Origin of the sequence: Sphingobium sp. AP50, from assembly GCF_900109095.1 — a bacterium.
Taxonomy (GTDB): domain Bacteria; phylum Pseudomonadota; class Alphaproteobacteria; order Sphingomonadales; family Sphingomonadaceae; genus Sphingobium.
Genome location: NZ_FNYZ01000003.1, coordinates 321,681 through 344,280, shown reverse-complemented (window position 1 = coordinate 344,280; position 22,600 = coordinate 321,681). Strand labels below are relative to the sequence as shown.

Here is a 22,600-nt window from a genome sequence, read left to right as displayed (position 1 = left end):
GCAGCTTTTGCTTTGGTTCCTGCCAAGGGCAATGCCAGCGCGAAACGTTAAGTCTTGTGGCCGTAAAAGGCCGCCGCCTCGATTTCAGTTTCTGGCAACGCCACTTTCAGCCTGTCGCAAAACCCGCTGGAAAACATGCTTTCTTAACCAGTTTCGGGAGAGAGTCAGGGTTGACTCGAGGGGCAGCATGACATTGGTAGAGATCGATACGCTGCGCTTGTGCAGCCTTCTCAATACGAGCGCCTTCGGCTTCGTCTTCCTGCTGCTGTGGCGCGGCCGCAGGCAGGATAATCATCTGCTCTACTGTCCTTGAGTTCCTTCCTGTACGGCGCGGTGATTATCGGCTTTGGCCATGGGGCGAGCAGCGCGTCATTCCCGCGACGATCTTCCTGATGCTGCTGGCCTGAAAGCTGGGGACGCTGTTCTGAAGGGGATCGCGCGTGAAGCCGCACGCATTGCTGATGCGCAGGCCTCTGCGTTGGCCCGGATAGCTGGCGACGAGTTCATCCTGCTGCTCCCGGCGGGTTGTGAGGGGCAGCGTCGGATTGCCGAAGCTCTGCTTGATCGTTGTCGTACAGGCACATCGTCGCTCCAGAACTGCACGCTCAGCATGGGCTTTGCTCAGGTGGAGGCGGCAGAAGAGAATTTCGAAGCAGCCCTGTCGCGTGCCGACGAGGCGCTCTACCGCGCGAAGGCGGACGGGCGGGGCCGACTGGCCGCGTAGCCGCATCGCCCTGTCCTCACATATTATCCCTTTTCGAAACGTCGTCGCGCGGCTTACCGCCCTTGGTGCGTTGGGCCACGGCGCGTGCGCCTGCCAGTACCGGGCCGCAAGCAGCGGACTTGGCGTCACCGACATCGACGAACGCCAACACAGCGGCGGGCGGGCTGGCCAGCAGGGCAAGCCCGAGCCCCGCGCCCGACCGACCGAGCAACTGCGGACTGATGATATTGAGGGCAGGCGATCCGAAATGGCCACCAATCCTCACCGGCGACTGGCCTGAAAAGAGGCTGAACTTCTTACCATCGGCGCGCACGCCGATGTCGAGCGCTTCGGTGCGGAAGCTGAAACCGCCCCGCCCGGTAATGACGTTCTTCCTTGTGTCGATCAGGATGGGATCGGCGGCCGCCAGGCCATCGCGCACCGTGAAGGCGATCAGACCGCAGTTGATGCCCACCGGCTCCTTCAGCCGCCCCTGAAACATCTTGTAGGCAAAGGTGCCGAGGTCGAGTTCGGAAAGCTGGACATTGCGCGTCCAGAAGCTGCCTTGCGGCATAATGAAAGCGATGCGGCCGCTGGCGCTCGCCAGGCTGGCATGGATCGTGTCGCCGCGCCCTTCCAGCTTAATCCGCCCGTGGATGGTGCCAGACGTGCCGGCTTCCACCACGCCATAGCCAGCGAGCAGCTTGCCCATCGGCGTGGGAGCAAGGCGAATGTCATAGCTGTCGGCCGCAGGACGTTGCCGCGTGTCGAGAATGATGTCGGCCGCAACATCGCCACGGGCCATAGAAAAGGTGAGGGGGGAGAGCGAGAGCCGCCCCTTGTCCAGCGCGAGGCTGAGGTCGATGTCGGATACCGGCACGTTGCGTGAGCGGACGGTACCGATCCGCCATTTGAGCGTCGCATCGAACGCCTGCATGGTCGCGACGGGCAGGGCGGCGTCGGGAAGAATGCGATCGGCAGAAGCGCCTGTTGCAGCCGCAGCGGCCGTGGCGCCTTTGCTGGCCACGATATCGGGGTTGTAACCAATGAAAGGCGCGGCATCGATGATATCGAGGCGCTTGGTGGAGAGTTCGGTTTCCAGGCGCACGCGCTCCCCATTGGTGATGGTGAGCCTGCCCGCGACGTCGCTATTGCCAAAGGTGCCGCTGAGGTCCGTGAAGCGATAGATATCATCCTGCTTGATGAGCTGGCCCTTCAGTCGATACGATCGGGTTTGCGGAACGGCCACGCCAATGATCGCCAGCAGTTCCGACATGTCGCGGCCGCTGGCCTGCGTCTGCAAGGGGACATTCTCGATATCCGCGACGGAAGGCAGCGTGCCCTTCACATCAATGATGTTGTTCGCCGCCCAAGCCCGGAGCGAAACCTGATTACGCCCGCGATTGGCGGTTTCGTCGGGCGAGAGCAATTGTGCGGTGAGGCGGAAAGGCGTTTCCCGGATATGGCCCGTTCCCTTGGCGCCCACCGCTTTGCCGATCCGCGCTTCCGTCGATTGGATCGTATCGAATTCGAGATCGGCCAGCAGCCGCATGCGCGGATCGAGATAGCGCAGCCGGGTTCCCGCTATGCTGGCCCGGTCGATACGGGGAAAGGCGAGCGGCTCGCCGCCTTTTTTATCGCTGAAGGTCCAGCTATTGGCGTCATGCGCGGCATTCCACTCAAGGTCGATCGCTGCATCGCGCAGCGTCAGAGCATAGAAATGGCGCTTTCCGAACAACAGCGAAAATGGTGCAATCCGCGCATCGATCTGACGGGCCGAGAAGAGCGTGGAATGGCGCGCCCATTTCGGGTTCGACAGTGTGAAGCCTTCGGCAAGAAATTTCAGGCTGAAGGGTGCGAAATAGAGTTGGAAGTCGCCTTTAACCGTGACATTGCGTTCAGTCAGAGCGGCGACCGTCCGCTCGAATGGGTGTTTTAGGAAACGGCCCTTTGTGAAGAAAAGGATGAGCCAGATAGCCACGATGGCGGCAAGTAAGCCCAGCGCGATCTTCGCTAAAAGGGGTATGCGCCGCAAGCGGCCGCCGATTTTCGTAGTGTCTCGATTTGGTGGCGCGGCTGTCATTGAGGGTGAACGGTGCAAGCAGCCGTTTGTTGCTTTCGATCAGTGGCCTGCTGCCGGTTTGGCGGACACCGAGATAGGCTCAATCAGGCTACACCAGCTTCCCGTTCGAAATCTATGGGGCTGAGATAGCCAAGGGTCGAGTGCCGCCGGGTCGGATTGTAGAAGCATTCGATGTAGTCGAACACATCGGCCTTCGCCTGGGCTCTCGATCGGTAGACTTTCTTTCCGATCCGCTCGGTCTTAAGGGATGAGAAGAAGCTTTCCATGGCGGCATTATCCCAGCAGTTTCCGGACCTGCTCATCGAACAGGTGACGCCATTATCTGCCATGAGCCGCTGGAACTGCTCGCTCGTATATTGGCTGCCCTGATCCGAATGGTGCAGCAGGGCGTCGGGCTTGCCACGCCGCCAGATCGCCATGATGAGGGCATCCGTGACAAGCTGTGCTGTCATGGTGGCGCTCATCGACCAGCCTACTACTTTGCGGGAGAACAGGTCGATGACGGCGGCCACGTAGAGCCATCCTTCTGCGGTCCAGATATAGGTGAAGTCTGCCACCCATTTCTGGTTGGGCTTATCGGCCGTGAACTGGCGATCCAGCACATTGCCAGCAATGACGGATCGCTCGCCCTGATCTTTGGGAAGCCCGCGACGACGCGGACGCGCCCGAAGACCCTGATCGCGCATCAGCCTCTCGATCTTGTGCAGACCGCATTGATAGCCTTCGGCGAGAAGGTCGTGCCAGACCCGACGCGCACCATAGGTGCGATAGCTGCCGATATGGCTGGCCCTGATCCTGGCGCTGATCTCCTCATCATCACGCGACCGCTGCGACGGCGCTCGCGTCAGCCAGGCATGAAAGCCGCTTCGCGAAACATCGCCAAGAACTTTTGGGCGCCTCGCATATCCATGCCACCGGCCAGATCCCTCGGTGCTTCGCGATAAAGGTGAACCTCATATCGAGTCCCTCGCGAAGTAGGCGGCGGCTTTTTTAGTATGTCTCTTTCCGCCTTCAGCTTGGCCACTTCGCGGCGCAGCCGCTCTATCTCCAACTGCTCCGGCTTCATCTGACCATTACCGGGAAAGGCCTGAGCCGGATCGGCGGATAACTCCCGAACCCATTTGCGCAGCACATTCTCGTGCACATCCAGATCGCGGGCGGCCTGAGCAACAGCAACACCCCGCTCACGGACCAACCTTACCGTCTCGAGCTTGAACTCGCGGCTGAACTTCCTTCTCTGCATTCCTGCTCTCCGATAGGTGAAAACACCTTATCTCGGTGTCCACCAAACCGGCAGCAGGCCAGCCAGCAGTCGCTTCAGCTTGGCGTTCTCGTCCTCGAGCGACCGTAACCGCTTGGCCTCCGAGACCTCCAGACCGCCATACTTGGCCTTCCAGTTGTAGATCGTCGCTTCCGATACCCCGTGGCGACGAGCCAGGTCGGCAGTCTTCGCGCCAGCCTCCTACTCCTTCAGCACGCCGATGATCTGCTCTTCTGTGAACCTTGCTCGCTTCATTCGTTCGTCCTTCCATCAGGCCAGACTCTAATCAAGCTTGGAGGAAAATCCGGGGGGCACGTCAGGACGAACGCACTGAGATTGCGGAACCGCTATCGCTGCCTAAGCATTAGGTCAGTATATTTGCTTGTTTAAAAGCTCAAAGCAGCAGTTCAGCCGCCATTGGCTGTTGGATAGTCGGTATAGCCTTGCTTGTCGCCGACATAGGCATAGTCGAAATTGGGTTGGGTCAGTGCCTGACCTTTGCGGAAGCGGCTCACGAGATCGGGATTGGCGATATAAGGGCGACCAAAGGAGATGGCTTCTGCCCGGCCAGCATCGATATAGTCGGCTGCTGTCTGGGCGTCGAAGCTGCCATTCTGGATGATCGTGCCCGTAAAGACCGCTCGTAGATGATCCATGACGGGATAATCTGGCTTTTCCATGAAGCCGGATGCGATCGGTTCGATCAGATGGATATAGGCCAGGCCATGTCGCTGCGCCAGCGCGCCGATCGCTTCAGTAAGGGCTGCCGGATTGGCATCCCCCATGCCCTTGCGCTCGCTGGTGGGACTGACCCGCAGGCCGATGCGGCCGGGATCGACATGAGCGATGACCGCCTCAATGATCTCGCCGAGCAGACGTATACGGTTTTCAATGCTGCCGCCGTAGGGATCCTGCCGCTGGTTGGTCTTGGACTGTAGAAACTGATCGATGATATAGCCGTTCGCGCCGTGAATTTCCGTGCCGTCAAATCCGGCGGCCATCGCATTGGCCGCGGCCTTGCCATAGGCTGCGATCAACTGATCAATGTCGGCCTGCGTCATTTCACGCGGCACGACATAGGGTTTCATGGGCAGGAAGCCGCCATCATAGGCACCTGTGGGTGGTGCCATCGTTTCGCCTTCACCCGCGATAGGAGAGGGGCCGATAGGCAAATCGCCATCAAGATAATCGGGCAAGACGAGCCGACCCATATGCCACAGCTGGCAATAGATGCGGCCGTTCGCCGCATGCACCCTGTCTGTCACGCCCCGCCATGCGGTGACCATGTCGTTCGACCAGATGCCGGGCGCGCGATACCAGCCCATGCCTAAGGGGTCGACAGCGGTGGCTTCGGAGATGATCAGTCCGGCATCCGCGCGTTGGGCATAATATTCGCCCTGCATCGATGTTGGAATATTGTTCGCGTCGGCCCGCGCACGAGTGAGCGGCGCCATGACGATTCGATTAGGAACGGCCAAGCTGCCGATGGTCAGGGGCTGAAACAGCGCGTCGAGAGACATGGCGACTTTCTCTACTATTTAAACAGATGAAGGGAGAGGCATGCCTCTCCCTTCCTATGGTCTTTTAGGGATCGAGCCATTCGCCCGGATTGATCCCGGCGTTGGAGCGGGCGAATTTCAAGATCTTGGCGATCCGTTCGCCCAGTACGGTCGGGTCCTTTGAGGCTTCACAGCTAGGCCCATGCTGCCAGCTTTCAGCAACGGTGATGCCATAGCCCCAGACTTCGAACACGCGACCGCTAACTTGCGCGGATTCCGGGCTGGCTAGCCAGGCGATGAAGCCGGCGATCCATTCCGGATCGCGCCGCTCCAACTGTTCGGGCGTCCATTCCCGCAGGCCGGCCGTCATTCGGGTTTCGGCGCGGGGGGCGATGGCATTCACGGTCACGCCGATGCGCTGCAATTCGCGCGCGGCTACCTGGCTGAAGCTGGCGATGCCACCCTTGGCCGCTGCATAATTGGCCTGGCCGATATTGGCGAACAGCGCCGAATGCGAGGTCGTGTTGATGACGCGGGCGTCGGGTTGGCGCCCTGCCTTGCTTTCCGTGCGCCAATAGTTAGCAGCATGATGGGTCGGCGCGAAGGTGCCCTTGAGGTGCACCTTGACGACGATGTCCCATTCTTCCTCGGTCATGTTGACCAGCATGCGATCGCGCAGGATGCCGGCATTGTTGATGAGGATGTCGAGCCGTCCAAAGGTGTCGACCGCCTGTGCCACCATGTCCTTGGCATTGGTCCAGTCGGACACGTCGCCGCCATTGACGATGGCTTCGCCGCCCTTGGCCTTGATCTCCTCCACGACTTCCTGCGCGGGGGTCAGGTCTGCGCCGCCGCCTGATGCGTCGCCGCCCAGGTCGTTCACAACGACCTTCGCGCCATATTCGGCCAGTTTCAGCGCATAGGTGCGGCCCACGCCGCGACCGCCGCCGGTGACGATGGCGACTCTCCCTTCAAGCAGACTCATAATTTTCCCTCACTGTCATAATTTTTGGATGATGATGGTCAGAGCGACACCCGATCGCCGCTGATCGCGGCGCGTTCGACCGCGTCGATCAGGCGGTGACGCCGCACAGCGTCGGCGAAGGTGGGGCAATGGGATGTGCCGTCGCGCAGGTCGCTGGCGAGCAGGGCATAGGCCTGTGCGACATTTTCGGCGAAGGGTGGAATGTCTGCGGATGTCCATTTGCAATCTGCCGGAACCGGAAGGGGTTGCAGCGACCTGTCTTCGCCCCGGCCGCCATGCAGGGTGATCGGAAACATCTGCGCGTGGCCGGCGTCGGCCGTGGCCACGATATCGCCCTCCGTTCCGTTGATTTCCCACCGGAAGTTGGTGCCGCGGCAAAAGCCGCCGCGATAATGGACCGCCATGGTCGCACCGCTTTCTAGCACGCCTGTCACCAATATCTGGTCTTCGGCCGTCATCGGTTTTTGCGAGCCATCCTCCACCAGCGTGAAATGGTCGCGCCGGTTGGCCAGCAGCGCCTGTAGCGAGGAAAACTCCCCCAGGCATTGTGCGACGGCATCCATGGTGTGGCCGAAGGGGATGGTCAGCAGCGTGGCGCCATTGGCCTTGTCCGCCGTATAGGCATTGGGCTGGTCGATATAGGCACCCCAGTTCATGCCGGAGCCGACGAGCGTGCTCGACAGGACTTCGCCGACATAGCCATCGGCAATTAGGTCGCGGACATGGCGCAGGGCCGGGGAAGAGCGGGCCTGTAGCCCAACGGCGCCGACGACGCCTTTGTCTCGCGCCATGGCTGCCATGGTTTCAGCCTCGGCAAGGCCGTTGCCGAGCGGCCATTCGCAATAGACATGCTTGCCTGCGGCGATCGCTGCGCTGACCAGTTCCAGATGATGCGGCACCTTCACCGTGACGGCGACCAGGTCGACGTCCGGATCGGTCACCAGCGCCTGATGATTGTCATAGGCTTTGGCGATGCCGAATTCGGCGGCGGCGGCGGCGGCGCTTTCCTGTCGCGTGGTGCTGAGCGCGCGGATTTCATAATCGGGCAGCGCCTGAAGAGCGGGAATATGCGCCAGCGCCGCCCAGCTTCTGCCGGGGGACACGCCAATAATCCCTACCCCGATGGCCATCTGCGTCCGCTCCATATAGTCCGTTATCGTTTCGTCAGTATGCGTACTATATGTTTATGAGCGATGCTGCAATGGAAGATGTTTGGAAAGCGGCGGATTTCCCGTTTCGGTGTCGCGGCGTAAGCGCTGGGGAAGCGGTAATGGCTAGCTGATGGTAGCCATTTCGGCCTGGAACCGGGCGGAATCGAAATAGTCGCGCCAATGGACGATCAGGCCATCCTGCCATTCGAATATGCCCATGACGGGCATTTCGATCCAGCGCTCGCCGATCAGGAAGCGGTCGACCCGTTCCGTCATCACCATGCCGTCCTGACTTTCGGCAACATGCAACAATTGCCAGTCGATCGCTCCGGCACCCGCCAGAAAGCCGGCCAGCCCCTCCCGGATGGCATCATGACCCTGAAGCGGCGCCCAAGGCATATTATGGTAGATGCAATCGGGCGCCATCACGGCAAGGATCGCTTCCAGATCGATCCTGCTCCACAGGGCAATGAAATCCTTCGTGTGGTCGAGATTGGAAGTCATGTTCCGATGCTCCTGAGAATGGGATGGTGTTTTACCGACCCGTCCAGACGGGGGGGCGGCGTTCGACGAAGGCGCGCTTGCCCTCGATCGCGTCTTCGCTGGCCATTACCGCGTCGGACAAAGGGAAATTGTCCATGTCGAGCGCGCGGGCGAGCGGCATATCGAAAGAGGCATGGGCAATCTGTCGCGCACATCGCAGCGCCAGCGGGGCGCAGGCGGCTATCTGCTCTGCCCATCGCCGTGCGGCTGAGAGCAAGTCCCCGGCAGGCACCATTTCACTTGCGAGGCCGATGGCCACCGCTTCGGTGGCATCCACGGTGCGGCCCGTCAGGATGATGTCCATGGCACGCTTCATGCCAATGGCGCGGGGGAGGCGCTGCACCCCGCCGCCTACGGCCGCCCAGCCGACTTTCGGTTCCGGCAGGGCGAAGCTGGCCTGATCGGATGCGATGATGATGTCACAGGCAAGCGCCAGTTCGAATCCGCCGCCCAGCGCCATGCCGTTCACGGCCGCGATCACGGGCAGAGGATAGTCGGTGCGCATGTTGAAGCCGGCAAAGCCTGTGGACGGCAGCGCCATGATGCCGGTTTCCAGATTATCCTTGAGATCATAACCGGCGCAAAAGGCGCGGTCGCCCGATCCCGTGATAATCACCGCGCGCAGGCCCTCCAAAGTGACCAGTCGATCGAAGATATCGGACAATTCTTCATGGGCGGCAGGGTGAAGGGCATTCATGCGCGCCGGACGATCGATCGTCACGGTCGCGATCGCTCCGTCTATCACGATCCTGCTGAACGTCCTGTCTTGCATCATTCTCTCCTGCTGGATGTGAGTTGATAATCATCAATATAGTATATATGCAAATCATATTCGGAATGAGGGAGAGGGACTTTGGCGGTCACCGACATTGTCAAATTGGCGGGTATACGCGGGATCATCGCGCAGAAAATGGCCGAAAGCCTGGAGAAAACCGCGCAACTGAGTTTCTTCTGCGACATAGACGTCACCGCCCTGACCGCCGCGCGCGAGGCATGGAAAGCGGCGGGCGTGAAAATCGGCTATGAGGATCTGATTGCTAAGGCGATTGCGGGTGTCATGGCCGACTTTCCAGCATTTAACGGCGTGGAGACGCCGGCAGGCGTGGAACTGCATGATGAAGTGCATGTGGGATGCGCCATTGCCCTGCCGGGCGCGCTGGTCGCACCGGCGATCAGCAACGTGGCGCAACTGCCGCTGCCTGAAATTGCGACGATCCGGCAGGATCTGGTGGCAAGAGCGCGACTGGGCAAGCTGACGATTGCGGAATTGACCGGCGCCACGGTGACGATCACCAATCTGGGCCTCACACGGGTCGAGCATTTCACGCCGATCCTGACCTACCCGCAGCAGGCGATTGTCGGACTTGGCCGGATCGTTGCCAAGCCATGGGTCGATGCGGATGGGCAGACGGTCATAGTGCGTCCGGTGATGGGGTTGTCGCTCACCGTCGACCATCGCACCATCGACGGTGGCCCGGCGGGGGATTTTCTGGGCGCTTTGGCGACAGCGCTGGAAAGCGCGGCGGGTTTGGGGCCAGTGGCATGATCCGCCGTGACAGGGTGATCCCTCGTCAGTCGTTTTGCAGCATGTCGCGGATATTGGCTTTCACCTGCGCCAACGTCTCCTCGGTAATCCGCTGATGTTCGGGCGAGACACCGGCCAGGATCGACTTGTTGAGCTTGCTGCCAGCCTTCTGCATTTCGGCAATGACTTCATAGCCTTGTTCCGTGATGAAGACGCGGCGTGCCCGGCGATCTTCGGCGTCAAGTCGGCGTTCGACATAGCCGGCAGCCTCCAGCCTGTCGATCAGGCCGCCAATCGTCACCTTGCCGACATCCATGTGACGCGAAATGTCGACCTGCATCATGCCGTCGGCACCGACGCGGGACAGGGTGGCGAGTACCGACCATTGCGATCGGGTCACGCCGCGCGACCGCATCACATCGTCAAACAGGGTGCGGCGCATGCGTGACACGTCATGGACCAGAAAGCCAAAGCGGAACGGCTTTACCACCGGCCGCGCTACGGACTTGGTTTCCTTGGCTGGGCTGGCCGGTTTCTTGGGCATCGACGTCCTTGGTTCATGCAAAAGTGGATCCGCGCAATCTAACGCGCAGATCGGGAAACTGCCAATAGCGCCGTCCCTTTCGATTGCAAAATTATAATATGCTATCGCACCATATGGCGCGTTTTATCGACAGAATTTAGATATTGGAGAGAGACATGCTGCTGCACGAGGATTATCCCCACAGCGTTCCGACCCGCGCCTGGCTGCGCTGGAAGGAAAATTACTTCTGGGTGTTCATGGATCCGGAGCGGGACATTTGCTGTCTGGCCCATTGCACCGCCGAGCCGACCTATGACCGCGCTTTCGCGTCCTTCACTGTCCTGCACAAGGGGCAGAAGATCATCAGTGGCAAGGAAGTGCCGATGCCGTCGCCCTTCGAGCATGCGAAGACGCTGCATTATGGCGACCTGACGATCGACTTCGTGAAGCCACAGGCGGAATTTGTGGTGGAATATGAGGATGAGGCGGTCGCGGCGAGACTGGTGTTCACCCGGCGCATGCATCTGTTCGATTTTCAGGCCTGCGCTGACGTCAATCCTGACTGGTTCTCGATTTCCGAAAACACCGCGTTCGAACGCAACAGCTTTCGCCATCAGGGCCAGTGCATGAACGCGACCGGCAATGTCACCTTCAAGTCCGGGGACTTTTCCGGCACGTCGATTGACGTCGATGGATCGGGCTATCGCGATCATAGCTGGGGCATGCGCAACGATCAGATGACGCTGGACCATAACTGGTCCTTCTTCAACTTCCCGTCCATGGGCTTTCACCTGATGCGTGTGCGCAATGTCATCCGGCCTGAAAGCCGCACGGCGGAAGGCTATATCGCCCTGCCCGAAGGCAATGAGGTCATTAAATCACTGGAGATCGAAACGGTCGGTGAAGGACCGGAGGGCATGCCCGACAAGGTCATCTATCGCGCAACGACATTGAGCGGCAAAGCCTATACGCTGGTCGCCGATGTCGGGAATGCCTTTGCCCGGCTGCCGCTCCATTCGCAAAAGCCCGGCGCCAAAGTCTATCTGAATGTCGAGAATATGTGCCGGGTCCATTGTGAGGAAACCGGAGAGCAGGGGCTGGCCAATGTCGAGATCGGCGCCCTGAAGGACGTCTGAGACGGGAGCAGCGGCCATGCATGATCCCGAATATTTCCGGTTCGACATCGCCGATGGCGTTGCCACCATCACCATCGACCGGGCAGAGCGGCTCAATGCCTTTACCCGGCCGATGGCGAAGAATCTGGTGGCGTTGTTCGACCGGGTCGATCGGAACGATGCGGTGCGCGCGGTGATCCTGACCGGGGCGGGGCGCGCCTTTTGCGCGGGGGCGGACCTGTCGCCGGGTCAATCCTCGCTCTCTTCAGGCGAGCGATCGGCCCCGGATGTGCCCATGGACTGGTCGGACCCTGCCACCCGCGACTTTGGTGGCCTCATCACGCTGCGAATCTATGATTGCCTGAAGCCGGTCATCGTCGCGTTCAACGGATCGGCGGCCGGCATGGGCGTCACCATGGCGCTCGCCGCCGATTTCCGGTTGGCGTCGGAGGAGGCGAAGTTCGCGCTGCCCTTCGTGCGGCGGGGGATCGTGCCGGAGTCGGCGTCGAGTTGGTTCCTGCCGCGGATCGTGGGCATAGCGCAGGCGCTGGAATGGACGTTGACCGGCGCGACATTCCCGGCGCAGGAGGCTTTGCGGGCAGGACTGGTTAGGTCGCTCCATCCGCCCGAAGGAGTGATGCCTGCCGCTCTGGCTCTGGCGCAACAGATCGCCACCCAAAGTGCACCGGTGTCGGTAGCGCTGACCCGGCAGATGCTCTGGCAGTCATTGGGCATGGCGCATCCGATGGAAGCGCACCGGATCGAAAGTCGCGGCATCCATGCCCGCGCACGCGCAGCCGATGTGCGGGAAGGGGTCGCGAGCTTTCTGGAGAAACGCGGGCCGACATTTCCAGACCGCGTGACGGACGATATGCCGTCCTTTTTCCCATGGTGGAACGCCCCCGATTATTGACCTGCAAATTTAGAAAGACGACGCGCAGGATGCATTGCGTTCCTGCAAAATAAGCGTATAGTTTGCGAGCATACGGATTGTATCCATATCAAATGGACGCGAATCAAATCCGGGCAGGATATGGGAGGATGTGTGGCGCCGTAAAAGGGCGAGCCAACCCTGTTGACCATAAAAAAGCTGCGCCGCATGCCGGTAGCAGATTTTGCTGCATATAAAAGGCGCCGCAGAAAAAGGCGCATTTGCAACAATCATAATGAGGGAGGATGTCCATGTCTGGATCCGTTCGTGATCTTTGCATCAATGGCGCGCGCAAGACTGCGCTGCTTGCTTCCGTTGCGACCCTTGTCGGCCTGACCGGCACAGTGGCCCATGCGCAGGAAGCGCAATCAGAAAATTACCAGCTTCAGGATATTGTCGTGACCGCGCAGAAGCGGTCGCAAAATGTGCAGGATACGCCTCTGTCGGTAACGGCTGTGAGCGGCGAGGCGCTGGTGTCGCAGGGAATTACCAGCGTACAGGAATTGAACCGCATCGATCCCGCGCTCCAGATCGGGCAGGCGACCGGCACGGTGACGACCTTCATTCGCGGCATCGGCAATCCGGTGACCACCGCCGGTAACGAAGCGAGCGTTCCCGTCTATATCGACGACGTCTATTTCATCCGCGCAGGTTTCCCTTTCTTCGACCTGGCCAGCGTTGATCGGGTCGAGGTACTGAAGGGGCCGCAGGGCACGCTGTTCGGGCGCAACGCATCGGGCGGCGTCATTTCCATCTATACCAAGGACCCGAACCAGGACGCCGAACTGGAAGCCCGGATGGGCTATTCCAATTATGAGACGATGGACCTGAAATTCTATGGCAACATGCCGATCACCGATCGGCTGGCCGCGAACTTCTCCATGAGCTGGCATAATCAGGATCAGGGCTGGGGCCGCAACAAGAACCTGGTCGACCAATTGGATACGTCCAAAGGCTATAAGGATGGCGGCGATGATTATTGGAAGGGGCATAGCATCAGCCTGCGCGGCAAGCTGCTTTGGGAGCCGACTGATACCACCGCGGTCAAGCTGATCGGCTATTATCAGAGCAGTTGGAGCCAGATCGGCATCTATTCCCGTCCCTTCCCCGGCACGGTCGGCGGATCACCCGATCCGTCGCACAATGGCGCGGGGCCGATCCCGGAAGCGCCGGTGCCGTCGCAAGTTCTGCCCGCGCTCAGCTTTTACGATGTGTCGCTGGCGGAGGAGCAATATGACGAATCTGAAGGCTGGGGCGTATCCGCGCGCATAGATCAGGAACTGGGCTTTGCCGATTTTGTCAGCATCACCGCCTATCGCCACAATAAGGAACTCTATCATTCGTCCGGCAATTATTCGGACTATGACTGGCTGGTCTATGATCTGAACATTGTCGACAAGCAGTTGTCGCAGGAATTCCAGCTGAAATCGGCGGCCGGCAGCAAGGTCAACTGGATCCTTGGCGCTTATTATCTCAATGCCGATGGCGGCTTTGATCCCACCTATATCGGTGGCCCCGGACAGAATGCCAATGGCATCGACGTGATCAAGATCGTCGGACGGCAGAAGGTCAAATCCTATGCCGGTTTCGGACAAGTCACGGTGCCGCTGGGCGAGATGACCAATGTGACAGGCGGCCTGCGCTATACCGTCGATAAGGTGCGCGGCACGGGCTATACCGACGTCACCTTCTTCCCTGGCGTCTTCGGTCCCGATCCGTTCGTGTTGCGGGCGCAGCAGTTCGACGCGCATAATGATTTCGGCAATCCGAACGGCATTAATATCGTCGATGGCGACAATCCATCTGCGTCCAAGACGTTCAAGAAATGGACCTACAAGATTTCCGGCGATCACAAGTTCAATGAGGATGTGATGGCCTATGCCTCCTATAGCCGGGGCTATAAGGCGGGGACGTTCAACACGCTCCCGCTCGATACCAAGGCGCTGAATCCGGAAATCGTGGATGCCTATGAAATCGGCCTGAAGACCGAGTTGTTTGATCGCAAGGTGCGCTTCAACACGGCGCTGTTCTGGAACGACATCAGCAACCCGCAGATTCAGGCACAGCGCAATGGACTGGTGTTCTTGGCCAACGCCGGATCGGCACGCACCAAGGGTGCGGAGTTCGATCTCACGACGGTCGTGGCGCAGGGACTGACGCTGCGGTTGGGTGGTACTTATCTGGATGCGAAATTCCGTAATTTCGGCGATGTCGATGGCAATGGCACGCTCGATTGCGCATCCTATGTCTATTCGCCGACCGCACCGGGCAATCTGGACCAGATCAGCATCAATTGCAGCGGCAACCGCATGCCTTACGCATCGAAGTGGAAGTTCAGTGGCGGCGCCAGCTATGTTCGTGAGATTGAGGGCGCGGGCGAGATGACGCTCGACCTGACCGGCAACTGGTCGAGCAGTTTCAACTGGGATGCCGACAATCTGATCAAGGAGCCGTCGCGCTTCCTGCTGGACGGCGCGGTCGCCTTCACGCCGGAACGCTGGGAGCATCTGACCCTGCGCTTCTGGATGAAGAACATCACCGGCAAGAAATATAATATCAATTATTATGCGCAGGCATCGGGATCGGCCTTTGCCAGTGCGCCGGGTGCTCCGCGCACCTATGGTGGGGAACTGGTCTTCAAATTCTGAATGGACCATTGTTCAAAAAGAGAGGCGGTCGGGGTTGTCCCGGTCGCCTCTCTTTTTGTCCGGGGAAGGGGGATCGCTCCTTGCCCGCGTCTTTTGATCAGCGCGCCAGATCGCGGTCGATCAGTTCGTGCCAGGCCTGGATCATGCCTTCCTGATAGGCGCCAAGGCGCGAATAGGGAGCGGCGGGGTTGGCAGCCTTCAGCCCCTGCTGGACCAGCGGCAGGTTGCTCATATCCTGATCGAAGATCATCGCGAGGAAGCCATAGGCCGGTGCCTTTTCCGCAATGCTTTCGTCCGCGCCGATCTCGATCGGTTCGGCCGCCGGCGGCCGAGGCTCGCCCTCGCGCCAGGGCATCAGCAGGCGGACGTCGAAATAGCAGAGATTGGGATCCGTTTCGTGCGGCAGGAACTGGTAGACGAAGGGCACCGATTCCGACAGCCACAGGGTAAAGTGCGGATAGAGGAAATAGAGCGAGCTATCGATCATGACCGCGTCGCTCTCTGCGATCGGGCGGCCATAGCTTTGTTCATAGCTTTGCCGCAGCCAGTCGCCCAGTTGCGCGCGCACGTCCTGTGCCGGATCGATGTCGGGCAGTGTGGCATCAGGATAATGCCACATCTGCTGCACCTGCGCCGCCACCATCGCGGCGGCATGCGCCGTTGCCGAGGAATCCGCATGCATGCTGGGTACGGCCGACGGCACCGCTTCGCGCCCTACGGCACCCAGCGGCGTGGTGAAAATATCATATTGCGACTGGCTGTCACCGGTGAAGGGCACGCCTTCAGGGTGCGTGGCGTAAAGATGATAGGATTCCTGGAAGGCTTCCTGCGTGATTTTCCAGTTGGCGCGGACGAGTTTGCGGAAGCGGGCCTTGGTATAGCGTTTTTCCGGCGCGAAGGCGGCGAAATGATCCGGCATCGGGCCAAGCGCATCCAGCAGCGGCGGCGCATCCTTGTCGGCATTGATGAAGATGAAGCCGCCCCAGCGTTCCAGCCGCACTTCGGGCAAGGCGCCGTTCAGCCGGGTGATGTCCGGGAAATCCCAATGGCTGGGGATGCGCTTCAGCCGCCCGTCCACATTCCATTCCCACGCATGATAGGGACAGCGGATCGTTTCCGCCTGTTCCTTCTTCGCGCATAATTTGGTCCCGCGATGCAGGCAGCTGTTGTAGAAAGCCTTGAAGCTGTCCGTATCCGACCGCACGATAAAATAGCTGCTGGGACCGATGGTCAGCGGCACCCGGTCGCCGACCTGCGGAATATCCTCTTCGCGGCAGGCGAACAGCCATTGGCGGTTCCAGATCTTGTCCAGTTCCTGCTGGAAAAAGGCAGGGTCATGATAGCGGGCATAGTCGATCTGTCGGTTGTTCGGCTGATGGTCGCCGCGCGCCTGCATGGCGGCGTTGGGACCGCGACTGTCCCGGCTCCACAATTCGCTCAGCAAGGGGCGTTCCTTGCTGCCATAGCCCTTCACCACATCCCGTTCGGCAATGACTGCCATCATCCGTCTCCCTTGGCTGCGGGTTCGCATTTCCAATATGGTATGCTACCATACAAAATGCCGACTGGTCCAGCGCGCAATAAATTATGCTAGCATATGATGCGTAAGCATCCTAATGGTCGGGCTAAGGCCGATGACGGCGCAAATGGAGAGGCTTGATGTCCGATACCGACTGGAACAGCAATCTGGGCGGAGGCTTTGGATCGCATGTCCCGCAGGACGAATATTATCATGGCGTGGGTGATCCGGTCGATACGCTGACCGAGACATGGTACTGGAATTTCCATGTGCCTGAAGCGGCGATCAACTGCTTCGCCTATTGCTGGGTACACCCCACGCTGGGGACCGTGAGTTCGGGCCTGATGATCTTCAAGGGGATAAAGCAGAGCCATCTGGCCTGTGAATTGTTCGACTATCGCGATTATATGGCGATGAGCGTGGTGGGTGACGGCAGCGATATCCAGTTGCCCAACAGCATGCGCGTGCAGGCGATCAAGCCGCTGGAGCATGTGCGTCTGACCTTTGACGATCCGGTCCGAGAGACAAGCGTTGCGGTGGATCTGCGCGCCATCGGCGTGCCGATCATGCGGGCGAACAACAAGCATTTCGAACAGGTGATGCATGTCACCGGCGACCTGATCCTGCGCGGCGAGCGCTACAAGGTCGATTGCCATGCCGTGCGCGATCGTAGTTGGGGTGAGGCGCGGCCGGAAAATCATAATCCTGCGCCGCCCTATACCTGGGTGACGGGCGCGTTCGGCGAAGATTTCGCTTTCAATGTCGGATCGCATGATGACCCGGATCGCAATCCCGAATGGAAGGGGATCATGCCGGTGCCCACGCGCATCTTCAACGATGGCTGGGTCGTGGTGAAGGGGGAACAGCGGCGTATCCGCAATGCGTCGAAAATCACGACCCGCACCCCTGACCAATTCGGCCCGATCACCCATGATTACAGCTTCGAGGATGACAGGGGCGACACCTATCATATTCGTGGCAAGCTGTTGGCGCAGACCATCTGGGGCGGATGGTCCAACATCACCTGCCATATCGGCCTAGTCGAATGGGATTGGGACGGGCGCACCGGCTATGGCGAAAGCCAGGAAGTCCAGTGGAACGACTATGTCTACAAGATGAGCCAGCAGCGCTGAACCGAGCGGGGGGAGGAGGACATGAAAGGCGCACGGATCATCGCCTGGGTCGTGATTGCCATCATGGGCGTCAACATGGCCAATGTCGCGATAAACAGCGGCATGGATCATGGCGTCGGTTTCGATACCTTCCTCGCCGGATCGGGCGACCCATGGCAGCTGTTCATCAACAATGATCTGGTGACGGGGCTGCTTTTCATGGCCGGCTGGCTGATTTTCCGCGAATGGGGCGGACGGCTAGCCGACCGGATCGTCTGGGTGTGGATGATCATGTGGTGGGGCAATATCGTCGTGGCCGCCTATGTGCTGCTGGCGCTCTGGCAGTCGGGCGGGGATGATCGGCGCTTCTTCATGGGGCGCCGTGAAGGCGCTTTGCCGACGCTGCGGATCGGCGTGGTAGTGCGCGTGCCGAGCGGTGGGATGGCGGCGCTGGTGGCGTTCTGGACATTGGCCGGGATCGTGAAGGTCGACTTTGCGCCGATTGCGACCTTCGGTTTCGTGATGGGCTTTGCGCCCGTCATCCTGTCGTTGCTGCTGATCGCATGGCCCTCGCGATCGGCTGCAGCGGCCTGAAGGAGAGCGTCATGACTGTCTATCTCGTTGTCGAACTCACCTATCAGGATGAGGGCTGGCGCGCCGGCTATGGGCGCGCCGTGCCGCCGATGGTGGCGGCCGCAGGAGGGCGCTATCTGGCGGCAGGCGCACCCGATGTGCTGGAGGGGGAGGGGGCTGTGCCGGATCGGGTCGTGATCTTCGACTTCCCCTCGGCGCAGGCGCTCAAGGGTTTTCTCGCCAGCCCGGAATATCAGCCCTATGCGCAAAGTCGGCAGGCGGGTGCGACGACGCGCATGTACCTGATCGACGCGCTGTAGGTATCAGCGCGTCGAGGGGAAGACGGCGCTGCGCTTTTCGAGGAAGGCACGGACGCCCTCTTCGAAATCGGGATCGCCCACGCAGGCGACGATGCCGTCGGTTTCCGCGTCCAATATCTGCGCCAGCGACTGTTTGGGCGCGTCATTGACCAGCTTCTTGGCGCGCGTGATCGCCAGTTGCGGCGCGCGTGCGAGACGGACCGCCATCTTCATGGCTTCCTGCTCCAGCGCGTCCGCCGCGACGATCCGATGCAACATGCCCAACCGCAATGCCTCCTGCGCGTCGACCTTGGCCGCTGTCATCAGAAGCATGCGCGCCATGCGGGTGCCGACCACCTGCGGCAGGACGGCGGTGACGCCGCCATCGGGCGACAGGCCGACCTTCTGATGCGCGAAAACAAAGGTCGCGCTGTCGTCACCGATCGCATAGTCGGCGACAAGTGGGTAGAAGAGGCCGGCGCCTGCGGCCGCGCCGCGTACCGACGTCACGATCGGCCGGTCGAAGGCGGCGATCGCTTCCACCAACCCGCGCGCCAGCGGCAGGCGGCGGGCGAAATCGGCCTGCCGCGTTGCCACATCCTGTTCGATCGACTGGGCGAAGCTAGCGACGTCGCCACCGGCGGAAAAAATCTTGCCTTCGCCGCGCACCCATATGCAGCGCACCGACGGATCGGCCTGCGCAGCGTGAAACAACTGGGTCAGGCCCGGCACGGCCGTTTTGGGAATGGCGTTGCCAAATTGCGGGCGGTTGAAGGACAGGCGCAGCACGCCGTCCGTCAATTCCACCAGATAGCTGTCATCTTCTGCGGATGCGATCATGCAGAAACCTTTGTAAGGAAGGGGGCTGCCGCAAAGGACAGCCCCGCGACAATCAAACGAGCGCTGCCTTGATGGCGGCGGCGATCGTGTCAGGTTGCGGCGCGAAGGCGGTTTCCAGTGGCTTGGAGAAGGGCACCGAACTGAAGGCGGCACCGACGCGCTCTACCGGGCGCTTGAGCGTGCCCCAAAGCTCTTCGGTGATGACCGACGCGATTTCCGCGCCGATACCGAACTGCTTGACCGCTTCATGAACCACGACGGCACGGCCGGTTTTGTGCACCGACGCCAACACCGTTTCCTTGTCCCATGGCGAAATGGTGCGCAGGTCGATCACTTCGACCGACACGCCTTCATCCGCCAGCTTTTCCGCAACGGCCAGGCTGTGCGTCACCATCAGCGAATGGGCGATGACGGTCACGTCACTGCCTTCGCGCGCGATCCGCGCCTTGCCAATCGGGATGATCTGCTTCGTCACCGGCGCGGGCGTCCAGTAACTGGGCAGATTTTCGATGAACAGGACCGGATCGGGATCGTCGATCGCCGCGCGCATCAGGCCATAGGCGTCGTCCGGGTTGGACGGGGCGACCACCTTGATGCCGGGCGCATGGGCGAACCAGGCCTCCCAATAGTCGCTATGCTGGCCGCCGGTGGAAAAGCCTGCGCCGGTCATGGTGCGGATCACCATCGGCACGCCGGTCTGCCCGCCCGACATGAAGCGCAGCTTGGCGGCATGGTTGACGATCATGTCCATCGCCACGGTGACGAAGTTCATCAGCATGATTTCGGCGACGGGCTTGTAGCCGCCGACCGCCGCGCCAATCGCCGCGCCGATGATCGCCTGTTCGGAAATCGGGGTCGATTTGACGCGGTCTTCGCCGAATTTGGTGGACAGGCCCTTGGTCACGCCCATGACGCCGCCTTCCTGCGGGTCGGCGACTTCCTCGCCCAGCACGAGTACCTTGGCGTCGGCCTCCATCGCATCGTGCAGCGCCAGGTTGATGGCTTCGACGGCGGTCATTTTCCTGACCTGATTGTCGGCCGGGGCGGTTGTGGTGGTGGTATCGGTCATGACGATCCTCTCACGCAATTTCTTCGGCGAACACGTCGCGCTTCAGTTCGGCGACATCCGGGAATGGCGCGTCATAGGCAGCAGCCAGCGCGACATCGATGCGGGCGTCGATATCCGCTTCGATAGCGGCCAGTTCGTCCTCGTTCGCAATCCCGTCGGCGATCAGGCGCGCGCGCAGGATCGGCATCGGATCATCCTTCTGCGCCTGGGCATAAAGGCCCTTGTCCATATAATGCCCGGCCTCACCCAGCAGATGGCCGTTGAAGCGGAAGGTCATCGCCTCGATCAGGGTCGGGCCTTCGCCGGCGCGGGCGCGGTCGATTGCGACCTTGGCGGCGCCATACATTTCATCGGGATCATTGCCGTTCACCGTAACGCCCGGCATGCCATAGCCCGCCGCCCGATCCGAAATCTTGTCGACCGCGCGGGAATAGGCGACGCTGGTATGTTCAGCGTAGAGATTATTCTGGCACAGGAAGATGACCGGCAGCTTCCACACCGCCGCCATGTTCAGCGATTCATGAAAAGCGCCGATATTGGCGGCGCCATCGCCGAAATTGGCGATGGACACGCGATTCTTGCCATCCAGCTTCGCCGCCCAGCCAAGGCCGGTGGCGATCGGCATGGACGATCCGACAATGCCGGTCGTGACCATCATGCCCTTGTCCGGGCAGGTCAGGTGCATCGGGCCACCCTTGCCCTTGCAGGTGCCGGTGACGCGCCCGGCCAGTTCCGCCCACATCTCGTCCAGCGGGAAGCCCTTGGCCAGCATATCGTGGATGCCGCGATAGATGGTGCAGATATAATCATCGTCGGTCAGGCTGACGGAAATGGCCGACGGGATGATTTCCTGCCCACGCGGGCTGTAATAGGGCATGACCAGCTTGCCGGCCATCATCTGCTTGATGATGCGCTCGTCGTTAAGCTTGATCAGCGCCGCCTTCTTGTAGATTTCCAGCAGGGTTGCCGGATCGGGCTTGGGATAGTTGGACATAACCTCTCCTGATTATGGCTCAGTAGGATTTGGGCAGGTCGAGCACTTTTTCGGCGATGAAGCTGAGGATCATCTGTTCCGTGATGGGCGCGATGCGCAACAGGATCGATTCCCGGAACAGACGTTCGACCTGATATTCGGTGGAATAGCCCATGCCGCCATGAGTCATGACCGCGCGGGTGCAGGCATCGAACGCGGCCCGTCCGCCCAGAAACTTGCCGGCATTGGCCTCCGCGCCGCAGGGCTTGCCCTGATCGTAGAGATTGGCCGCGCGCATGATCATCCAATAGGCGGATTCAAGATAGGTCCAGTTCTCCGCGAGTGGATGCTGAATGCCCTGATTTTCGCCGATCAACTTGCCGAAGACCTTGCGTTCGCCGGCATAGCGGGACGCGCGCGCCAGTGCGCCACGACCGAGGCCGACCGCTTCGATGCCGACAAGGATGCGTTCGGGGTTCAGGCTGTGCAGGATATAGTGGAAGCCCTTGCCTTCTTCACCGATGCGGTCCTCATCCGGGATGAAATAATCGTCGATGAAGGTGGCGTTGGAATCGACCGCATTGCGGCCCATCTTGGGGATGCGGCGCACCTCGATCTGGCTCTTGTCCAGATCAGTGTAGAACAGCGTCATGCCGTCGGTCGGCTTCTTGCACTGGTCCTTGGGTGTGGTTCGCGTCAGCAAGATGATCTTGTTCGCGACCTGCCCCGACGATGTCCATATCTTGCGCCCGGTGACGCGATAGCCGCCCGGCACCTTGGTCGCGAAGGTCGAGATGCTGGTGGTGTCGAGGCCCGCGTCCGGTTCTGTCACGCCAAAGCAGGCGCGATCGGTGCCGTCGATCAGCGGCTTGAGCATTCGCTCCTTCTGTTCGGGCGTGCCGTTTACCACCACCGCATGGGGGCCGAAGATATTGAGGTGCAGCGTGCTGGCGGCGGAATAGCCGCCCGCGCTGCATGCCACTTCATGCATCATGATCGCCGCTTCGGTGACGCCCAGATTGGCGCCGCCAAACTCCTCCGGCATGGTGATGCCCAGCCAGCCAGCATCGGCCATGGCGCGGTGAAATTCGAACGGGAACGTCTTTTCCTGATCGCAGCGCGACCAATATTCGTCGTCGAACTGGTCGCACACCTTCCGCACATTGTCGCGGATGGTTTCATGATCTTCCGAAAGGCTGATATCCACTCGATCTCTCCTGTGAGGCCCGGTTCAGTCGGCCGGCTCTC

21 protein-coding genes and 2 pseudogenes are annotated in these 22,600 nt (G+C 60.5%); 9 read left to right on the top strand and 14 right to left on the bottom strand.

Features of this window, described 5'->3' with window-relative positions; translation table 11 throughout:
- Window positions 1–187: 187 nt before the first annotated feature.
- Window positions 188–313 carry a hypothetical protein gene (locus BMY84_RS30405; protein ID WP_256215189.1) on the top strand — a complete coding sequence of 42 codons (126 nt, stop codon included), beginning with the start codon at window positions 188–190 and terminating at the stop codon, window positions 311–313.
- A gap of 39 nt (window positions 314–352) precedes the next feature.
- On the top strand, window positions 353–724 hold the full coding sequence (locus tag BMY84_RS09540) for a diguanylate cyclase domain-containing protein (protein WP_093083371.1): 372 nt from the start codon (window positions 353–355) through the stop codon (window positions 722–724).
- Between the two features lie 16 nt (window positions 725–740).
- Here BMY84_RS09540 and BMY84_RS09535 read toward each other — a convergent pair whose 3' ends face one another.
- The 8 genes and pseudogenes from BMY84_RS09535 to BMY84_RS09500 all read right to left on the bottom strand — a co-directional run bounded on the left by BMY84_RS09535 (window position 741) and on the right by BMY84_RS09500 (window position 9,000).
- Entirely contained in the window at window positions 741–2,786 is a 2,046-nt protein-coding gene (locus BMY84_RS09535) for an AsmA family protein (protein WP_093083370.1), read from the bottom strand.
- An 83-nt stretch (window positions 2,787–2,869) separates the two neighbouring features.
- A pseudogene (locus BMY84_RS09530) lies at window positions 2,870–4,029 on the bottom strand (IS3 family transposase).
- A gap of 60 nt (window positions 4,030–4,089) precedes the next feature.
- A pseudogene (locus BMY84_RS09525) lies at window positions 4,090–4,302 on the bottom strand (transposase); the annotation flags it as partial.
- A gap of 152 nt (window positions 4,303–4,454) precedes the next feature.
- Window positions 4,455–5,567 carry an alkene reductase gene (locus tag BMY84_RS09520; protein ID WP_093083368.1) on the bottom strand — a complete coding sequence of 371 codons (1,113 nt, stop codon included), beginning with the start codon at window positions 5,565–5,567 and terminating at the stop codon, window positions 4,455–4,457.
- 64 nt (window positions 5,568–5,631) lie between these two features.
- Entirely contained in the window at window positions 5,632–6,531 is a 900-nt protein-coding gene (locus BMY84_RS09515) for an SDR family NAD(P)-dependent oxidoreductase (protein ID WP_093083366.1), read from the bottom strand.
- 38 nt (window positions 6,532–6,569) lie between these two features.
- A complete protein-coding gene (locus tag BMY84_RS09510) occupies window positions 6,570–7,661 on the bottom strand; it encodes a Gfo/Idh/MocA family protein (protein WP_093083365.1) in 1,092 nt (363 codons plus the stop codon).
- A gap of 144 nt (window positions 7,662–7,805) precedes the next feature.
- Complete coding sequence (locus tag BMY84_RS09505; protein WP_093083363.1) at window positions 7,806–8,186, bottom strand: limonene-1,2-epoxide hydrolase family protein; 381 nt, start codon at window positions 8,184–8,186, stop codon at window positions 7,806–7,808.
- A 31-nt stretch (window positions 8,187–8,217) separates the two neighbouring features.
- Window positions 8,218–9,000 (bottom strand): enoyl-CoA hydratase-related protein, encoded by a 783-nt coding sequence (locus tag BMY84_RS09500; protein ID WP_218146932.1) that lies wholly within the window; start codon window positions 8,998–9,000, stop codon window positions 8,218–8,220.
- A 78-nt stretch (window positions 9,001–9,078) separates the two neighbouring features.
- On the opposite strand from BMY84_RS09500, the gene BMY84_RS09495 reads away from it, so the two are divergent.
- A complete protein-coding gene (locus BMY84_RS09495; protein ID WP_093083362.1) occupies window positions 9,079–9,771 on the top strand; it encodes a 2-oxo acid dehydrogenase subunit E2 in 693 nt (230 codons plus the stop codon).
- Window positions 9,772–9,796: 25 nt separating this feature from the next.
- Here BMY84_RS09495 and BMY84_RS09490 read toward each other — a convergent pair whose 3' ends face one another.
- Window positions 9,797–10,294 carry a MarR family winged helix-turn-helix transcriptional regulator gene (locus BMY84_RS09490; protein ID WP_093083360.1) on the bottom strand — a complete coding sequence of 166 codons (498 nt, stop codon included), beginning with the start codon at window positions 10,292–10,294 and terminating at the stop codon, window positions 9,797–9,799.
- Window positions 10,295–10,449: 155 nt separating this feature from the next.
- On the opposite strand from BMY84_RS09490, the gene BMY84_RS09485 reads away from it, so the two are divergent.
- The 3 genes from BMY84_RS09485 to BMY84_RS09475 all read left to right on the top strand — a co-directional run bounded on the left by BMY84_RS09485 (window position 10,450) and on the right by BMY84_RS09475 (window position 14,967).
- Window positions 10,450–11,409, top strand: coding sequence for a hypothetical protein (locus BMY84_RS09485; protein WP_093083359.1), 960 nt, complete (start codon window positions 10,450–10,452; stop codon window positions 11,407–11,409).
- A gap of 16 nt (window positions 11,410–11,425) precedes the next feature.
- A complete protein-coding gene (locus BMY84_RS09480) occupies window positions 11,426–12,301 on the top strand; it encodes an enoyl-CoA hydratase-related protein (RefSeq protein ID WP_093083357.1) in 876 nt (291 codons plus the stop codon).
- A 269-nt stretch (window positions 12,302–12,570) separates the two neighbouring features.
- Complete coding sequence (locus BMY84_RS09475) at window positions 12,571–14,967, top strand: TonB-dependent receptor (protein ID WP_177203966.1); 2,397 nt, start codon at window positions 12,571–12,573, stop codon at window positions 14,965–14,967.
- 97 nt (window positions 14,968–15,064) lie between these two features.
- Here the strand turns inward: BMY84_RS09475 and BMY84_RS09470 are convergent, their stop codons facing one another.
- Entirely contained in the window at window positions 15,065–16,471 is a 1,407-nt protein-coding gene (locus BMY84_RS09470) for an aromatic ring-hydroxylating oxygenase subunit alpha (protein WP_177203965.1), read from the bottom strand.
- Between the two features lie 155 nt (window positions 16,472–16,626).
- Here BMY84_RS09470 and BMY84_RS09465 point away from each other — a divergent pair, with 155 nt between their 5' ends.
- From BMY84_RS09465 to BMY84_RS09455, 3 genes are read left to right on the top strand one after another with little or no spacing between them, the layout of a single operon-like run.
- Window positions 16,627–17,619, top strand: a complete 993-nt coding sequence (locus BMY84_RS09465) for a DUF7064 domain-containing protein (protein WP_093083353.1) — start codon at window positions 16,627–16,629, stop codon at window positions 17,617–17,619.
- Window positions 17,620–17,640: 21 nt separating this feature from the next.
- Entirely contained in the window at window positions 17,641–18,192 is a 552-nt protein-coding gene (locus BMY84_RS09460; protein WP_093083351.1) for a hypothetical protein, read from the top strand.
- A gap of 11 nt (window positions 18,193–18,203) precedes the next feature.
- Window positions 18,204–18,491, top strand: a complete 288-nt coding sequence (locus BMY84_RS09455; RefSeq protein WP_177203964.1) for a DUF1330 domain-containing protein — start codon at window positions 18,204–18,206, stop codon at window positions 18,489–18,491.
- Window positions 18,492–18,494: 3 nt separating this feature from the next.
- Here the strand turns inward: BMY84_RS09455 and BMY84_RS09450 are convergent, their stop codons facing one another.
- Genes BMY84_RS09450 through BMY84_RS09435 form a run of 4 tightly spaced genes read right to left on the bottom strand, consistent with a single transcriptional unit; the run spans window position 18,495 to window position 22,559 of the window.
- Entirely contained in the window at window positions 18,495–19,310 is an 816-nt protein-coding gene (locus BMY84_RS09450; RefSeq protein WP_093083348.1) for an enoyl-CoA hydratase/isomerase family protein, read from the bottom strand.
- Between the two features lie 52 nt (window positions 19,311–19,362).
- Entirely contained in the window at window positions 19,363–20,379 is a 1,017-nt protein-coding gene (locus BMY84_RS09445; protein ID WP_218146931.1) for an alpha-ketoacid dehydrogenase subunit beta, read from the bottom strand.
- 10 nt (window positions 20,380–20,389) lie between these two features.
- Complete coding sequence (locus BMY84_RS09440; protein WP_093083346.1) at window positions 20,390–21,373, bottom strand: thiamine pyrophosphate-dependent dehydrogenase E1 component subunit alpha; 984 nt, start codon at window positions 21,371–21,373, stop codon at window positions 20,390–20,392.
- 19 nt (window positions 21,374–21,392) lie between these two features.
- Window positions 21,393–22,559 (bottom strand): acyl-CoA dehydrogenase family protein, encoded by a 1,167-nt coding sequence (locus tag BMY84_RS09435; protein WP_093083345.1) that lies wholly within the window; start codon window positions 22,557–22,559, stop codon window positions 21,393–21,395.
- Between the last annotated feature and the right edge of the window lie 41 nt (window positions 22,560–22,600).

What these genes read in the sequence shown, in the direction of transcription:
- BMY84_RS09475 (WP_177203966.1), top strand. Translation starts at nt 12,571, where the DNA reads ATGTCTGGATCCGTTCGTGATCTTTGCATCAATGGCGCGCGCAAGACT.
- BMY84_RS09440 (WP_093083346.1), bottom strand. Translation starts at nt 21,373, where the DNA reads ATGTCCAACTATCCCAAGCCCGATCCGGCAACCCTGCTGGAAATCTAC.
- BMY84_RS09510 (WP_093083365.1), bottom strand. Translation starts at nt 7,661, where the DNA reads ATGGCCATCGGGGTAGGGATTATTGGCGTGTCCCCCGGCAGAAGCTGG.
- BMY84_RS09515 (WP_093083366.1), bottom strand. Translation starts at nt 6,531, where the DNA reads ATGAGTCTGCTTGAAGGGAGAGTCGCCATCGTCACCGGCGGCGGTCGC.
- BMY84_RS09445 (WP_218146931.1), bottom strand. Translation starts at nt 20,379, where the DNA reads ATGACCGATACCACCACCACAACCGCCCCGGCCGACAATCAGGTCAGG.
- BMY84_RS09540 (WP_093083371.1), top strand. Translation starts at nt 353, where the DNA reads ATGGGGCGAGCAGCGCGTCATTCCCGCGACGATCTTCCTGATGCTGCT.
- BMY84_RS09500 (WP_218146932.1), bottom strand. Translation starts at nt 9,000, where the DNA reads ATGATGCAAGACAGGACGTTCAGCAGGATCGTGATAGACGGAGCGATC.
- BMY84_RS09450 (WP_093083348.1), bottom strand. Translation starts at nt 19,310, where the DNA reads ATGATCGCATCCGCAGAAGATGACAGCTATCTGGTGGAATTGACGGAC.
- BMY84_RS09535 (WP_093083370.1), bottom strand. Translation starts at nt 2,786, where the DNA reads ATGACAGCCGCGCCACCAAATCGAGACACTACGAAAATCGGCGGCCGC.
- BMY84_RS09490 (WP_093083360.1), bottom strand. Translation starts at nt 10,294, where the DNA reads ATGCCCAAGAAACCGGCCAGCCCAGCCAAGGAAACCAAGTCCGTAGCG.
- BMY84_RS09520 (WP_093083368.1), bottom strand. Translation starts at nt 5,567, where the DNA reads ATGTCTCTCGACGCGCTGTTTCAGCCCCTGACCATCGGCAGCTTGGCC.
- BMY84_RS30405 (WP_256215189.1), top strand. Translation starts at nt 188, where the DNA reads ATGACATTGGTAGAGATCGATACGCTGCGCTTGTGCAGCCTTCTCAAT.
- BMY84_RS09455 (WP_177203964.1), top strand. Translation starts at nt 18,204, where the DNA reads ATGACTGTCTATCTCGTTGTCGAACTCACCTATCAGGATGAGGGCTGG.
- BMY84_RS09470 (WP_177203965.1), bottom strand. Translation starts at nt 16,471, where the DNA reads ATGATGGCAGTCATTGCCGAACGGGATGTGGTGAAGGGCTATGGCAGC.
- BMY84_RS09460 (WP_093083351.1), top strand. Translation starts at nt 17,641, where the DNA reads ATGAAAGGCGCACGGATCATCGCCTGGGTCGTGATTGCCATCATGGGC.
- BMY84_RS09465 (WP_093083353.1), top strand. Translation starts at nt 16,627, where the DNA reads ATGTCCGATACCGACTGGAACAGCAATCTGGGCGGAGGCTTTGGATCG.
- BMY84_RS09485 (WP_093083359.1), top strand. Translation starts at nt 10,450, where the DNA reads ATGCTGCTGCACGAGGATTATCCCCACAGCGTTCCGACCCGCGCCTGG.
- BMY84_RS09505 (WP_093083363.1), bottom strand. Translation starts at nt 8,186, where the DNA reads ATGACTTCCAATCTCGACCACACGAAGGATTTCATTGCCCTGTGGAGC.
- BMY84_RS09480 (WP_093083357.1), top strand. Translation starts at nt 11,426, where the DNA reads ATGCATGATCCCGAATATTTCCGGTTCGACATCGCCGATGGCGTTGCC.